This is a genomic window from Alphaproteobacteria bacterium US3C007, assembly GCA_034423775.1.
Lineage (GTDB): Bacteria > Pseudomonadota > Alphaproteobacteria > Rhodobacterales > Rhodobacteraceae > Thalassovivens > Thalassovivens spotae.
The window spans coordinates 2601879-2615900 of record CP139918.1 but is presented as its reverse complement, the minus strand read 5'-3'; the positions used below and the strand labels follow the sequence as shown (position 1 = coordinate 2615900).

General features: G+C 53.7%; 14 protein-coding genes. 5 read left to right on the top strand and 9 right to left on the bottom strand.

Going from position 1 to position 14022, the window contains the following annotated elements:
- The first annotated feature begins 163 nt into the window (after positions 1-163).
- The 5 genes from UM181_12485 (at position 164) to UM181_12465 (ending at position 5374) form a co-directional block, all read left to right on the top strand.
- Positions 164-1075: a fructose bisphosphate aldolase gene (locus UM181_12485; GenBank protein WQC62135.1), complete on the top strand. Its 912-nt coding sequence runs from the start codon at positions 164-166 to the stop codon at positions 1073-1075.
- A gap of 145 nt (positions 1076-1220) precedes the next feature.
- Positions 1221-1523, top strand: coding sequence for a septum formation initiator family protein (locus UM181_12480; GenBank protein WQC62134.1), 303 nt, complete (start codon positions 1221-1223; stop codon positions 1521-1523).
- A 125-nt stretch (positions 1524-1648) separates the two neighbouring features.
- Positions 1649-2638 carry a pyruvate dehydrogenase (acetyl-transferring) E1 component subunit alpha gene (pdhA, locus tag UM181_12475; protein ID WQC62133.1) on the top strand — a complete coding sequence of 330 codons (990 nt, stop codon included), beginning with the start codon at positions 1649-1651 and terminating at the stop codon, positions 2636-2638.
- Between the two features lie 18 nt (positions 2639-2656).
- Positions 2657-4033, top strand: a complete 1377-nt coding sequence (locus UM181_12470) for a pyruvate dehydrogenase complex E1 component subunit beta (protein ID WQC62132.1) — start codon at positions 2657-2659, stop codon at positions 4031-4033.
- A gap of 12 nt (positions 4034-4045) precedes the next feature.
- A complete protein-coding gene (locus UM181_12465) occupies positions 4046-5374 on the top strand; it encodes a pyruvate dehydrogenase complex dihydrolipoamide acetyltransferase (GenBank protein ID WQC62131.1) in 1329 nt (442 codons plus the stop codon).
- 103 nt (positions 5375-5477) lie between these two features.
- On the opposite strand, the gene cysE is transcribed toward UM181_12465, so the two are convergent.
- The 9 genes from cysE to UM181_12420 all read right to left on the bottom strand — a co-directional run bounded on the left by cysE (position 5478) and on the right by UM181_12420 (position 14015).
- The gene (gene cysE / locus UM181_12460) at positions 5478-6296 is read right to left on the bottom strand and encodes a serine O-acetyltransferase (GenBank protein WQC62130.1); all 819 of its coding nucleotides are present in this window, start codon (positions 6294-6296) and stop codon (positions 5478-5480) included.
- A gap of 260 nt (positions 6297-6556) precedes the next feature.
- Entirely contained in the window at positions 6557-10462 is a 3906-nt protein-coding gene (locus UM181_12455; protein ID WQC62129.1) for a glycoside hydrolase TIM-barrel-like domain-containing protein, read from the bottom strand.
- Positions 10411-10890 carry a peptidase gene (locus UM181_12450; GenBank protein WQC62128.1) on the bottom strand — a complete coding sequence of 160 codons (480 nt, stop codon included), beginning with the start codon at positions 10888-10890 and terminating at the stop codon, positions 10411-10413. The genes UM181_12455 and UM181_12450 overlap by 52 nt, the downstream gene beginning before the upstream one ends.
- On the bottom strand, positions 10887-11768 hold the full coding sequence (locus tag UM181_12445) for a DUF2163 domain-containing protein (GenBank protein ID WQC62127.1): 882 nt from the start codon (positions 11766-11768) through the stop codon (positions 10887-10889). The genes UM181_12450 and UM181_12445 overlap by 4 nt, the downstream gene beginning before the upstream one ends.
- Positions 11765-12397, bottom strand: a complete 633-nt coding sequence (locus UM181_12440) for a DUF2460 domain-containing protein (GenBank protein ID WQC62126.1) — start codon at positions 12395-12397, stop codon at positions 11765-11767. Before UM181_12440 ends, UM181_12445 begins: the two co-directional genes overlap by 4 nt.
- A 16-nt stretch (positions 12398-12413) precedes the next feature.
- On the bottom strand, positions 12414-13082 hold the full coding sequence (locus tag UM181_12435; protein WQC62125.1) for a phage tail tape measure protein: 669 nt from the start codon (positions 13080-13082) through the stop codon (positions 12414-12416).
- Positions 13069-13269: a rcc01693 family protein gene (locus tag UM181_12430; GenBank protein WQC62124.1), complete on the bottom strand. Its 201-nt coding sequence runs from the start codon at positions 13267-13269 to the stop codon at positions 13069-13071. Before UM181_12430 ends, UM181_12435 begins: the two co-directional genes overlap by 14 nt.
- On the bottom strand, positions 13262-13600 hold the full coding sequence (locus tag UM181_12425) for a gene transfer agent family protein (protein ID WQC62123.1): 339 nt from the start codon (positions 13598-13600) through the stop codon (positions 13262-13264). Before UM181_12425 ends, UM181_12430 begins: the two co-directional genes overlap by 8 nt.
- A gap of 1 nt (position 13601) precedes the next feature.
- Entirely contained in the window at positions 13602-14015 is a 414-nt protein-coding gene (locus UM181_12420; GenBank protein ID WQC62122.1) for a phage major tail protein, TP901-1 family, read from the bottom strand.
- Between the last annotated feature and the right edge of the window lie 7 nt (positions 14016-14022).

The following is a 14022-nucleotide window of genomic DNA, read 5'->3' as shown; positions in this document are numbered from 1 at the left end:
CGAGCATCCGTATCAGGCACCCTTTTTTTTAAAAAATAATCACTTTTTTCAATATGTTGGCGCTATCATATTTGCGCTGCCACCTTTCCCTAAGATAGAAGGTGGCAGTCTGCCTGCGTTTTGAGCGGGCAGGACAACGCATTTTGAAAAAAAGGATGGCGCATTGAGCACTCTTACGCAAATGGACCAAATTTCCACGGGGCAGGGTTTTATCGCTGCGCTCGATCAAAGCGGTGGCTCCTCGCCCAAGGCGCTTGCTGAATACGGAATTTCAACCAACGCCTACCAATCCGACGCAGAGATGTTCACCCTGATCCACGAGATGCGTTGCCGGCTGATGACCGCGCCCGCATTTGATGGACGCAAAATCATTGGGGCGATCCTCTTTGAAGACACCATGATGCGGCAGGTCGGTGAGATCAGCGTTGCCGATTATTTATGGAGCACGCGCAACGTGGTGCCGTTTCTGAAAATCGATAAGGGCTTGGAAGAGGCGCAAAACGGCGTGCAAATCTTAAAGCCGATACCGGGCTTAGACGCGCTGCTGAGGCGCGCCACGGATGCTGGGATTTTTGGCACCAAAATGCGCTCTGTAATCCATTCTGCGAACGCAAAGGGCATTGCCGCAATTGTCGCGCAACAATTTGACGTCGCGCTAACGATCCTTAAACATGGTTTGATTCCAATCATCGAACCTGAAATTAATATTCAAAGCGCGGATAAAGCCGTGTCAGAAACACTGTTATGCGACGAAATTTTAACCCAACTGGGTCGGTTAAACCCTGATCAATCTGTTATTTTGAAACTGACCCTGCCAGAAGTGAACAACAGCTATGCACCCTTGATTGCGCATCAAAATGTTCTGCGCGTGGTGGCGCTTTCCGGCGGTTACACCCGCCCCATCGCCAATCAACGCCTCCGCCAAAATGCAGGGATGATCGCAAGTTTTTCGCGGGCGCTGCTAGATGGCCTGTCGGCAGCTCAAACCGACGCTGAATTCAACCAAAGGCTTTCGCAATCAATTCAGGAAATATACGACGCCTCTGTCGCGGGAGAAGACGCGAGTCTTTGCTGAAACCGGCGGCACACCCACCTTTTGCCTAGGCGCACTGCCGCCCTAGGAAACAAAATCTCGTCAAAAGTAACTTTGGGGATTCACAAGGCGAATCACCTGTGTCATAATCCGATCAAGTCCAAACATATGGGCATGACAGGCAGGTATGACGCAAACAAGAACATATTCCGGTTGGGGCCTCTTGGCCGTGGTTTCGCTGGCCACCGGCTTGGGCAGTTATTTTGCCTTTGCAGCCATTCAAGGGGAATATGGCGTATTGCGCCGCGCCGAAATAACCAGTTTCTCAGACAATTTAAGCAGCGAATTGATGCGCTTAAACACCGAGGTCGTCCAGATGGAAAACCTCACGCAACGCTTGTCGGACGAATATCTTGATATCGATCTTTTAGACGAACGTGTACGAGAAATTTTGGGCTATGTCCGCAGCTCAGAGCTGGTTGTCAACTAACGTTTCGTCAGCCAAAACCCAGTAAACACATCGTAAACACACCGTAAAAAGATTTTGCTCGCAACTTTTTTTATTTTACTGTAAGGAATGGTTTAACATTAAACTAATTTATTCGGAGGCGCGACATGGCGGCACGAAAGGCGGCAGCTAAACCCAATATCTCACCCGAAGAACTTTTGGGCTATTACAAAGACATGCTGCTGATACGGCGGTTCGAAGAAAAAGCAGGGCAACTTTACGGGATGGGCCTGATTGGCGGGTTTTGCCACTTGTATATTGGCCAAGAAGCCGTGGTTGTCGGGCTCGAAGCTGCTGCCGAAGACGGGGATAAACGTATTACGTCTTATCGCGATCACGGCCATATGCTTGCCGCAGGCATGGATCCAAACGGAGTTATGGCCGAATTAACCGGGCGCAGCGGTGGCTATTCCAAAGGCAAAGGCGGCTCCATGCACATGTTCAGTAAAGAAAAGCATTTTTACGGCGGGCATGGCATCGTTGGGGCGCAAGTGCCGCTGGGGGCAGGCTTAGCCTTTGCGGATAAATATCTTGATAATGGGCGCGTCACATTTGCCTATTTTGGCGATGGCGCCGCGAACCAAGGGCAAATTTACGAAACCTTCAATATGGCGGCACTTTGGGATTTACCCGTGATCTTTGTGATCGAAAACAACCAATATGCGATGGGAACCGCGCAAAAGCGTTCGACCTCAACGCCGGATCTATACACCCGCGGTGAGGCTTTTGGTATCAAAGGTCAGGCCGTGGATGGTATGGATGTATTAGAAGTGAAAGCCGCCGGCGAAAAAGCGGTTGCGCATTGCCGCAGCGGCAAAGGCCCATATATTTTAGAAATCAAAACCTATCGCTATCGCGGCCATTCCATGTCTGATCCGGCCAAATACCGCACCCGTGAAGAGGTTCAGAAAATGCGCGAAGAGCGCGATGCGATCGAATCTGTGCGCAGCCTTTTGTTAACGGGCAAACACACCACAGAAGAGGCGCTAAAGGCGATCGATAAAGACGTCAAAGACATCGTCAACGCATCCGCCGAATTTGCAAAGACCAGCCCAGAGCCCGACTTAGACGAGCTTTGGACGGATATCTACGCCTAAAGCATAAGGAGATTTATGATGGCAATTGAAATTCTTATGCCCGCCCTTTCCCCCACAATGGAAGAGGGCACATTGGCAAAATGGATGGTCAAAGAAGGCGATGTTGTGGCCGCTGGCGATATCATTGCAGAAATTGAAACCGATAAGGCAACAATGGAATTTGAGGCCGTTGACGAAGGTATAATTGGGCAAATTATCGTGGCAGAGGGCAGCGAAAACGTAAAAGTGAACAGCCCGATTGCAACCATACTGGCTGAAGGCGAACCCGCTGCAGCACAGCCCAGCGCCGCGCCGCCCGCCCCGTCGCAAGCAGAGGCGCCTGCGCCGGCAGCCGTGCCGGCAGCTGCGCCGGCAAAAGCGGCAACGGCCGCGCTGGCTCCGAATACCGCGCCCGATTGGCCCGAAGGCACAACGCTGAAACAACAAACGGTGCGCGAGGCTTTGCGCGACGCGATGGCCGAGGAAATGCGGCAAGATCAAAACGTATTTTTGATGGGCGAAGAAGTAGGCGAATATCAAGGGGCCTATAAAATTTCGCAGGGCCTGCTTGACGAGTTTGGAGAAAAGCGCGTGATCGACACGCCGATCACCGAACATGGTTTTGCAGGAATAGCGGTTGGTGCAGCCTTTGGCGGGCTACGGCCAATCGTTGAGTTTATGACGTTTAATTTTGCCATGCAGGCGATGGATCAAATCATCAATTCCGCGGCGAAAACGCTATACATGTCGGGCGGTCAAATGGGGGCACCAATGGTGTTTCGTGGCCCCAATGGTGCGGCGGCGCGCGTTGGCGCGCAGCATAGCCAAGATTACGCAGCCTGGTATGCGCATATTCCCGGGCTTAAAGTGGCGATGCCCTATTCGGCTTCGGATGCTAAGGGCCTGCTGAAAAGCGCCATTCGCGATAACAATCCGGTGATATTCTTGGAAAATGAAATCTTATATGGCCGCAGTTTCGACGTGCCAGACATAGAAGATTTCACGGTTCCATTCGGCAAAGCCCGAGTCTGGCGCGAAGGGACAGATGTTACCATCGTGAGCTTTGGCATCGGCATGCAATACGCGTTAGAAGCGGCTGATAAACTGACAGAGCAGGGCATAAGCGCCGAAGTGATTGATCTGCGCACCTTGCGGCCGATCGATTACGATACGGTGTTGGCCTCGGTTCAAAAAACCAACCGCTGCGTCACGGTGGAAGAAGGCTTCCCCGTTGGAGCGATTGGCAACCATCTTTCCGCTGTGATTATGCAGCGCGCCTTTGACTATCTGGACGCGCCTGTGATCAATTGCACCGGCAAAGATGTGCCGATGCCATATGCGGCAAATTTGGAGCGTCATGCCCTGATCACCACCGATGAGGTCATCGCCGCCGTTCATTCTGTTACCTACCGCTAAGGAGATCGGATCATGCCTATAGAAATTTTGATGCCAGCGCTATCTCCGACGATGGAAGAAGGCACACTTGCCAAATGGTTGGTAAAAGAGGGCGATGCTGTTGCCTCGGGAGATTTGCTGGCTGAAATCGAAACTGACAAAGCCACGATGGAGTTTGAAGCAGTTGACGAAGGCATCATTGGCAAACTTTTGGTCGCGGAAGGCACTGAGAATGTGGCCGTGAATAGCGCGATTGCCGTTTTACTGGAAGATGGTGAATCCTCCTCAGAGGTCGACGCAGCGCCCAGCGCGCCTGCAAGCCCTGCCCCGGCCGCCGAAGCAGCCACATCAAGCCCAACAAAGTCCGCAACGCTCGCCTCCTCTCCCGCATCGGCGCCCCCCGCCGCCGCAGATAAGGCAGCGGAGGGGGTACGCATTTTTGCAACGCCTTTGGCGCGCAAATTGGCAGCGCAGAACAATGTTGATTTAACCAGATTATCGGGTAGCGGGCCGCGTGGGCGGATCGTAAAAGCCGATATTGAAGCGGCAGGGAGCGCTGTGTCTGCCGACATAACAGTGGCTTCAATGGCCAGTGCGGCAAGCACAAGCGGCGCGGCCTCTGCGCCCCAATCGGCTAATTTTGAAACCATCTCTAAACTATATGCTGAGCGTGCCTATGAAGAAATCTCATTGGATCGTATGCGCAAGACCATCGCGGCCAGATTAACCGAAGCCAAGCAAACGGTCCCGCATTTCTATCTTCGCCGTGATGTTATGCTTGATAATTTGCTCGGCTTTCGCGGTGAGATGAACGCCGCGCTTGCAGAACGTGACGTGAAGTTATCGGTCAATGATTTTGTGATCAAAGCCTGCGCGCTGGCCCTAACGACGGTGCCAACCGCCAATGCCATTTGGGCCGGTGATCGTATATTGCAATTCACCCCTGCTGATATTGCGGTGGCTGTGGCCATCGATGGGGGGCTGATCACGCCCGTGCTAAAAGATGCGGATCAAAAAAGCCTCTCCGTTCTCAGCACCGAGATGAAAGATCTCGCAACACGGGCAAAGGGGCGAAAGTTGGCCCCGGATGAGTATCAGGGGGGCAGCTTTGCGATTTCAAACCTTGGAATGTTTGGCATTGATAATTTTGATGCCGTGATCAATCCCCCCCATGGCGCGATCTTAGCCGTGGGCGCGGGCAAGAAAAAGCCCGTCGTAACCGCGTCGGGCGAGTTGGGCGTAGCAACCGTGATGTCCTTGACATTATCGGTGGATCATCGGGTGATTGATGGGGCTTTGGGCGCCGAACTTTTAAATGTAATCGTCAAAAACCTTGAAAACCCAATGGCGATGCTGGCCTAACCGCCGCACGGGCTCACGCCACATTAAAAAAGCCCCGCTTTATCAGCCGGGGCTTTTTACATCTCAACCATATAGGCCCTCAAAACCCTAAGGTTTTACACTATCAGTCCAGGCTCGCCTCGCCCGAAAGCAATTGATCCATCGATATTGAAGGCGTGCTGCACCCTGCGGTGCCAACAACTTTTGCAGGCACGCCGGCAACGGTGGATTTTTCGGGAACATTATCCAGCACGACCGACCCTGCGGCGATGCGCGAGCAGCGCCCAACGTGAATATTGCCCAGCACTTTCGCACCGGCGCCAATCAACACCCCATCACCAATCTTTGGATGCCGATCTTGCTCTTCCTTGCCGGTCCCGCCCAAGGTAACGGCATGCAGCATTGAGACATTATCGCCCACCACCGCCGTTTCCCCGATCACGACCGAATGCGCGTGATCAATCATCAGACCTTTTCCAATCCGGGCATTCGGGTGGATATCGATCCCAAACACTTCGGATGTTCGAGATTGCATAACATAGGCCAGATCAATCCGGCCATCTTTCCACAGATAATGCGCAACGCGATAGGCTTGCACAGCCTGAAAGCCTTTGAAGTAGAGCAGCGGTTGCATATATCTGTGACAGGCCGGATCTCTGTCATAGCTTGCCATAATATCTGCCCGCGCCGCCAGCGCCAATTCTGGCTCATTCGCATAGGCCAGCGCACACATATCATGCAGCGCCTGTTCAGACATCTGCGCCGAGGCCAGTTTTTGCGCCAAACTATGAGAAAGCGCAGATTCAATATCTGAATGTTGCAAAATTATCTGATGCATGAAGCCGCCCAGAAGCGCTTCGCGCTGAATTGATTGTTCGGCTTCTTGTCGAATACGCTCCCAAACCGGATCTAGCTTGGCAAGATGGTGTTGTGGATCCCTCATTCGGCGCCTCCCGTTAATATGGGCCTTAAGTATAAATTTAATCCACAGCGTCAACCAAAGCAAGTCAAATGCAATACTTAAGGATGGCTAAATAATATTCTTTTTTGAATGCTTAGTACAGAATAATTAGCCGCGCAAAGATCACACGAACAGCAAAAACCCCTAACCGCTAACCTCAAGATTTTCTGAAATTGTTATATAGCCGCTCGGGCCTGGTCCAAAACGATCGGATAATTGGGCAACCTCAAATCTCAACCCATTCATATTATTTGTTTTAAATCAGAAACATACCACGCCTTTTCATAGGTCCAAACCGGTCGCTCTGGATAGGCCTCGCGCAGAACCACGCTCTGTGCCAAAATGCGAACGCGATAGCGCTCTGCAGCTTCGGCAAGCGGAATTTCACCCTCTTGCCACAAATCCGCGTCAACGCGACCGCGGCGCAGCCATGTAAATTCAATCACCGCGGGCTTGATGCGTATTTCTATATGACAGGGGCGGTAGGGCCTTAATACATTATTGAGAAATACCTGTGAGGAGCTCTGAAAAATAGGATCATCAAATGGCTTGGCAGCGGGGCCGATGCGAAAATGACGCTCTATCCCCCTTTTGATGGGTGAAACCGAAAGTTGGGGCGGCGCTTGATCAAGCGTTACAAGCAAGCTGCCACTTGGCCATTCATCGGGCATGATCGCATCGCTGCCGTGTAATCCGCGCAACAGTCCTGATAGCTGATAAACCCCGCGCCGCCGAAGCGCGGCAAATTGAAATTGTACGATTTCCCAATTGCCAGCAGATCCATCGCCAATCGCCATTTTGTTTTGCCCAGCCAAGAAGGCCTCGAGTTTTATCGAGCTTAAGGGCAGGCTTGGCATTTCAACCAAAAGCTGCGTGCCCCTATCAATCAAACCCAAAGGCCCTGCGGGCAAGGGCGAGCATAACCGTCCAATGTAACTTTGCCGCGTGATCACCTGCGCCAACGCGTAATCGTCTAAGCTATATGACGCATATACCGCGACCCGCCCAGGCCATGGTTCTGCCGAGGCTGCCACATAAGGGGCTTGGGGCTGCTCATCACCGCTAAGCGACGGCAAATCAAGAAAAGTTGCAAAGACCGGCAGCGGCGGTACAAAGCGATCAAGGCGCAGGCGATCTGCCTGATAGGGCTGCGGTTGATATAATTTGGCATCGCTGCGCACGCCCGTCAAAGTTTGAAAACTCCCCAACTCCACCCGGTCAATCCGATAGCTGTCAGACCGCCCACCCACCTCAATTCGAACCCTGTCTCCCGCACTGACCTGGCGCTGCGAAGGAGGCAAGGCAAAGCGGATAGTATCTTTTGCCAAACGCGCCTCGACAAGCCAGCGCCGCATCGCCTGACGCGCCTCAGCACGGGTTAACACCAGCCCAGTTTCGGTTTGCGACACACTCAGTTCCGAATCTGAGGCAAGCTGAACCTCTTCGCTGACCACATCATAAACGCCTTGCGCCAAAACAAAGCTTTGTTGCAGACGCCCCACCCGTTCCGTCGCGCCATCGCGGCGCCATTCAATCGGGGCTTCTAGCGCTTTACTGTCAACCAAGCTTTCAAGATCAAGCGGCCGCTCCAGACCGGCCCCGCGCTGCAAAAACCGAACAACGCCCTGCCGCTCAACCGCATCGAAGCCAAAATGCAGTGCCAAGGGCTGTAACAACCCGCGCGCGCTTTCCTCTCCATTGGTTTTATAACCGCGCACATAGCCATGCAGATCGGATACATCATAATCAAACAAACCAGAGCGCTCGCAGATTTCAGCCACCACCGCCGCCAAAGACACCCCCGACACTCGGCCTGTGATCCAATGCCCTCGTGCATAATTCTCCCCATCGGCCCACAGATCCTCTGCAGCGGGAAAGTACGGGAAGGGCCGCGCATCCCAGGTCCACACAAACATCCGTGAGCGATCCAGCATCCGCCCAGAATAGACATCGGATTCTGGATTATGTTCGGGCTTCGCCCAATATAAATGCAGCGCCCTCAAATATTGCATCTGAATATAATCATCCCGCTGGCCCACCGAAAAATAGGGCAAAGCGGATTCCGATGATTTTGGATCAAAGAATACATTTGGCTGATTGGTTGCTTTATCAACCGCAGCCACCCCCAATTCGGTAAACCAGATCGGCTTTGATTTGGGCTGCCACTGGGTTGGCTCTGGGCTGCGCAGGCCGTTAATGCGGTTATAATGTTTCTGCGACCACCAGCTTTTCAGATCTTTGTAGCGCCAAATCCAAGCCTCATCATGCGCCGTATCTTCGATCGGCGTGCGCGATTGTACGTTTCGAGCCTCGCTTGTGGGATAATACCAATCATACCCTTCTCCACCCGCGATATTAGAGGTCAAATAGGCCAGATCGTATAAACTGCCCCAGGCCGCATCTTTATGCGCGATGCCGTCCCGCCAATCCGACAGGGGCATGTAATTATCGATCCCGATGAAATCTATGTCGGAACTCGACCAAAGCGGATCAAGATGGAAAATCATATCACCGTCGGCCTCTGCCGGGCGATAACCAAAATATTCACTCCAATCTGCGGCATAGCCCAGCTTTACCTCGGGGCCCAAAAGCCGGCGCACCTGTTGCGCCAGATCCTGTAAATGCGCGACAGCCAGAAAACTATCTGATTGATCTCGTACCGCGCTCAGGCCGCGCATTTCAGACCCGATGCAAAAAGCAGCGACCCCGCCCGCCCGCGCGCACAGGGCAGCATAATGCAATATAAAGCGATTATAGCCCCAATCATCGGCGGGGCCGCTATAGCTTACTGCATCACGCGAGACGGTAAAATCAGCCGCCTGTGCCTGCCCGAAAAAGGCAGCAATTTCTTCCGCCGCGCCCGGGCCACGATCCGGGCTACCGGGTTGGTTTGGGGCTTTTGACAGCGTGATGCGGCCTCGCCATGGATAGGCAGCTTGCCCCGTTTGATCAGAATAGGGATCCGGCAACAAATTATCAGGCCCCTGATCCATCAGAATAAACGGATAAAACATCACGGCTTGACCCGCCTCTTTTAGCGCCTCAATCGCCTCAAGAACCGACGCATCTGCAGGTGTACCGCCATAGACAGAGCGGCCCTGGCGCAGCGGGATCTGCGCGGCTTGCGCGCGCGCCAGACCAGAGACCTGCCAAGGCATCGGCACGCCATCATGCACAGCTTGTTCAACCTTGGGGCGCAAGCGGCAGTGAGCACAGCGCAGATCGCTGCCAAACCAGCTGACCACCAGTGATACGGCTTTGCATTTTGGCAGCTCTTGTTCCAACATCGTGAGCGACGTTTGAAAATCAGAAAGCCCCGAGGGGGTATTTTCATTGGCGCTGCGGTTCTTGCCCAACCCTTGTGCATAATAGACCGATGAGCGCGCCAGAGCATATTCACCGGTTCCCGGAATAAGCGAGACGCCCGTGATCAACGCCGCGGGCTCGGCAGGAGTTTTTGTAGTAATCTGCGCCGGGCGGCAAATTTCAAAACTAAATTGCGGCACCCGATTGCCAAAAGGCGCCAAGGATAGGTTTTCTATTACAACATAGGCAAGGCCGCGATAAGCCGGGACTTGACCCATGCCTTCGATCGCTTCCAAAGCGGGATCAGGCCTTTGGGTTTCAGAGCCTTTATAAACCTGCATTGACAGCTGTTCGGGCGATATTTTCACCCCATCCGCCCAAATTTGCGCGATATGCGTGATCTCACCCCAGCAGAGCGCAATCGCAAGACTCACCGAATACTGATATTCAATGACATCTGGGCTGGCGGGGCGGCTTTTGCTGGAAGCTTGCCCATGTGTCACCAGTTTATTTTCAAAAAACTGCGAGGCCCAAATCACCTGTCCGCCAACGCGCGTGCGCCCAAAGACATGCGCGATCGGCAGCCCTTCACCACTTTGCGTGATTTGCGCCCGTTCAAGCCGCCCCCTCTCAACCGCCTCAGAGCCCTGCCCCAGCACCGCTGCATCAAGACTACGCCCAATGACAGCGCCGGCAAAGCGGCCAACGCTGGTCATTGAAAACCCCAAAAAGCTGCCCCCGACCGAACTGCCAATACCAGCCCCAAGGCCAGCCAGAACCAATGTTGCCATTAAAAACCTCGCTTTGGGAAACGAAAGATCGCCACCGCGCGGCGGCGCCATTTAAGCGTTAAATCTACTTCGCAGACGCCTTTCACGTGGCAAGCATGAATGAAGCTTGGCCGGCCGGCGCGCTGCGCGGCAATACCCAAATGATTGGCGGCCCCTTTTGCCATCAGGCGAAACAACAAAAGGCTGCCATCCGGGATCACGGCCCCGTTTTGCAAACGGCCATCTGGTTGCATTTCAATCGTCATGCTAGAGAAATATTTTTGCAAATGTTGCCAGAGCAATTCTTGGGGCTGCAAGGCTCCCCAAGCCGGCGAGTAGGGCGGAATTCGCGCAGGCTCTGCGCCAATCTGCGCCCGCCAGACCCCTCGGATCAGCCCCAAGCAATCTGCGCCAACGCCGCGGCACGAGGCTTGATGATGAAAGGGGGTGCCCAGCCAACCACGCGCCGTAGATACAATCATATTGGGCTTCAACATCATCTGCGGCTGCCATGATCCGATGCGGCTTGCTGGGCAGGATTAATAAGCAGCCAGTCGCCTGAGGGAATATCGGGAAAGCCGCGGAAATTAAGCGCATTGTCAAATTTTATCCGGCAGGTTTCAAAACGTTTATCGCAGCCCATGGTAAGCTCGAGCAGATCCCCTTCCTCAAAGCCCAGGCTTGGCGGCTCCCAAAGCTCGATCAAACGATGCGCGCCCAAACGCTGATCGCGCTTCACCAAGCCCTGATAGCCCTGCGCTTTGCCGTTCACAGCCTTCAGCGTGCCATGTTCGAAACACCCGTCTTCAAATGCGGGCAGATCAAACAGCTCTAGCGCGCCCTGCTCCGTGACCCGCGACAACGCCACCGAAGTCACGAACCCCGGCGTTGTCAAATCAAAACCGCAGGCTTGATCTCCCAAAAGCGCGCTACAACCGGCGCTGTAGACCCGCGCCACAGGCTTATTCAACAAAGCGGTCAGGCCGCGTAATTCGGCCTGAAACGCGCCCCCTTTACGTTGAATCTCGCCAATCAGCCCCGAGAATTCCAGCTGATATTGCAGTGGGTTGGCCCAATTCACCAGCCATACCTCTACCTTGGCTTCATCAAACTTGCCGGCCGCGATATCCGCTTCGCTCACCCCGTCATCCCATAAGACCCCCAAGGCTTCGGTATTATCAACCGACAGCCCTGTCGTTTGGGATAGGTTCATCGCAGACAACCCGCTTTCGGCGCGAAATTCCAACCCCGCAAAAAAGAGCGGTCGATCATGATCGGTAAAGCCAAACCGCACCCCGTCGCGTCTTGTGATCGCCCAAGCTCTGCAAATACTGGTGAGGCCGTGTTGCAAGGCCTGATAAAGCGTCGGCTGCGTCATAGGCGCAGCTCAACAACTGGCACGCGTGGCAATTCGCCCGCCTCAAAATGTGCCAGACTGGTTTCGATTATATCTGCGTCAAAGCGCACGGGCACATCAAATTCGAATCCCGCTGTTACATCCAAACCGGAGGCGGGTGGACGAAGAAAGTTCAAAAGGCCCGTGCGCGACTCCACCTCAAAATGCCGCGCTTCAAATTGCGGCTCGCCTTGAATGGCGGCCACGACCGATCCGATTACAGGTTTGCAAATGGGGCGCGTATAGCGGCCCTCGCCAGAAATATAAGATTTTGATAAGGCAAATTCCCGCTGTTGCCCGTCGCCGATCCCGATTACTTGGTCATTAAACCCGACTTCCTGACTGGGCAGGCAAGATTTGAAATCACCCCAATCTTTCCAACGAAACCCGTGTAGACGCCCGGCGCGGGCTTCAAAAAACGCGATTAAATCGGCTATATCGTCAAGCGATCGCATCCCCAAACCCGCGTCGTAGCGTCGCTTTGAATGGGCCCAAGGCGTGCTCCGTTCTTCATAACCATTGCTCAGCGTGACAATTTCGGTACGCCGTTCGGGGCCGCCAAATGAGCCAAAACTGATCGTTGTCGGAAATTGCACTTCATGAAATGACATAGGCTTCTGCCCTTTTTTACCGGTTGCGTTGAGCGCGCGAAATCACCTGTCCAATCTGCGCAGAAATTTGCGATTGGGTGCGGCGAAACCCTTCGACATCCGGGGTTGTTACATGTATCGAAACGTGGACCGGTGCAGAAAATCCACCCTGCCCTTTGATACCAAGACGGCCATCTTTGCCGCGGGCAAGCGGCAAAATAGCCTCTGGACCGGCTTCTCCGGCCAACCCTAATCCACCGCGCATGGGAAAATAGGTGGGCGAAGACACAATACCTCCGTCTGCGAATGGCATGACCCGCGTATTGGTAAAGCCAGCGCCGCCTGAAATCGGTGAAAAGGCGCCCAAAACAGATTGAGCATTGTTCACCAGTGAGCTTGCCAAATGCGCCGTTACGGGTTTGACTGCGGCGTTGAATGTGGCGTCGATTAACGATTTTCGAATATGCCCAATCACATCGCTGAACTGCTCGCCATTTCGCACAGCGCCATCCAAAGCCTGTCTCAACCCCTTGCTGAGCGATCGTTGAAGCCCGGCTGCGCCGCTTTGTGTGTCTGAAAAGCTGTGCCTTAAACGCTGTAATTCTCGCCTGAAAGAAGCAGCAGCATCTTGCGTATCGCTCAGCGACTGTTCACCCAGAGGCGCCGCAAAGCCAGCGGTGGTTCCTTTGGCATTATACGTCATCATCAAAGGCTTTCTGCACGTCGGGATATTGTTCTAATAAAGTTTGCAACTCGCGCTGACCAAACCGCGCCTGCAGGCTGTGCGGCCGCGCCATCAAAGACAGCTCTTTTGGTGTTAACTGCCAAAACTCGGACGGAGAAAGGCGCAATCGAGACAACCCAAACCGCAAGAGTGCGCTCCAATCAAACATTGGCGCCATCGCTGTGGTCTGCGGGATCTCCAAACCCCAGCACCAAAAGCCGCGCCGCGGTTTCACTGGCCGTCACAAGCCCACCCTCAATATGCGCATCCGCCAAATCACCGAAGCCGCCCGTCCAGCCAGCGCCGCGCAAACCGCAAATCAGCAAATCCATCACATCTTTGCTACGAAACGCACCCGTCTCAAAACGCTGGATCAAATCCACCAAACTTTCTGCTTCAAGGCGATCTTCCAGCTCGGCCAGCGCACCCAGCGAAAGCCGCAGCACATGCCGTGTTCCATCAATCACCAATTCAACCTCGCCGCGCTGGGGATTCACCATTCTACAGCTCCGCAAAACTTAAAACGCCCGCGGAGGCCAGAGATAACTCGTAAGTTGCCTCTGCATTATACGTGCCCGCATAGTCCAAACTGGTAATCTGAAATGGCCCTTGCAGCGTTCCAAACCCGGGTAAGATAATTTGAAAATCTGGGGTTTTAGCATCGAAAAAAATTTGCCGGACGCGCATATCGGAATGGGAATCTTTGAACACACCCGAGCCCGTAAGCGAAGCTGTTTTGACACCCGCTCCCGCCAAAATTTCCCGCCAGCCACCCTGGCTGTCAAGCGAGGTGACATCCACCGTTTCTGCATTAAAACTTAGCCGCGTGGCGCGCAGCCCGGCCAAGGTTTCAAATTGCCCATCCGAGGTCATATCGACCTTGATCAAAAGCGCTTTGCCAGCTTGTGCAGTCATTTTAAAA

Excerpts from the sequence above, each read along its gene's own strand:
- UM181_12480 (WQC62134.1), top strand. The coding sequence starts at position 1,221 with ATGACGCAAACAAGAACATATTCCGGTTGGGGCCTCTTGGCCGTGGTT.
- pdhA (WQC62133.1), top strand. The coding sequence starts at position 1,649 with ATGGCGGCACGAAAGGCGGCAGCTAAACCCAATATCTCACCCGAAGAA.
- UM181_12470 (WQC62132.1), top strand. The coding sequence starts at position 2,657 with ATGGCAATTGAAATTCTTATGCCCGCCCTTTCCCCCACAATGGAAGAG.
- UM181_12465 (WQC62131.1), top strand. The coding sequence starts at position 4,046 with ATGCCTATAGAAATTTTGATGCCAGCGCTATCTCCGACGATGGAAGAA.
- cysE (WQC62130.1), bottom strand. The coding sequence starts at position 6,296 with ATGAGGGATCCACAACACCATCTTGCCAAGCTAGATCCGGTTTGGGAG.
- UM181_12455 (WQC62129.1), bottom strand. The coding sequence starts at position 10,462 with ATGGCGCCGCCGCGCGGTGGCGATCTTTCGTTTCCCAAAGCGAGGTTT.
- UM181_12450 (WQC62128.1), bottom strand. The coding sequence starts at position 10,890 with ATGATGTTGAAGCCCAATATGATTGTATCTACGGCGCGTGGTTGGCTG.
- UM181_12445 (WQC62127.1), bottom strand. The coding sequence starts at position 11,768 with ATGACGCAGCCGACGCTTTATCAGGCCTTGCAACACGGCCTCACCAGT.
- UM181_12440 (WQC62126.1), bottom strand. The coding sequence starts at position 12,397 with ATGTCATTTCATGAAGTGCAATTTCCGACAACGATCAGTTTTGGCTCA.
- UM181_12435 (WQC62125.1), bottom strand. The coding sequence starts at position 13,082 with ATGATGACGTATAATGCCAAAGGAACCACCGCTGGCTTTGCGGCGCCT.
- UM181_12430 (WQC62124.1), bottom strand. The coding sequence starts at position 13,269 with ATGTTTGATTGGAGCGCACTCTTGCGGTTTGGGTTGTCTCGATTGCGC.
- UM181_12425 (WQC62123.1), bottom strand. The coding sequence starts at position 13,600 with ATGGTGAATCCCCAGCGCGGCGAGGTTGAATTGGTGATTGATGGAACA.
- UM181_12420 (WQC62122.1), bottom strand. The coding sequence starts at position 14,015 with ATGACTGCACAAGCTGGCAAAGCGCTTTTGATCAAGGTCGATATGACC.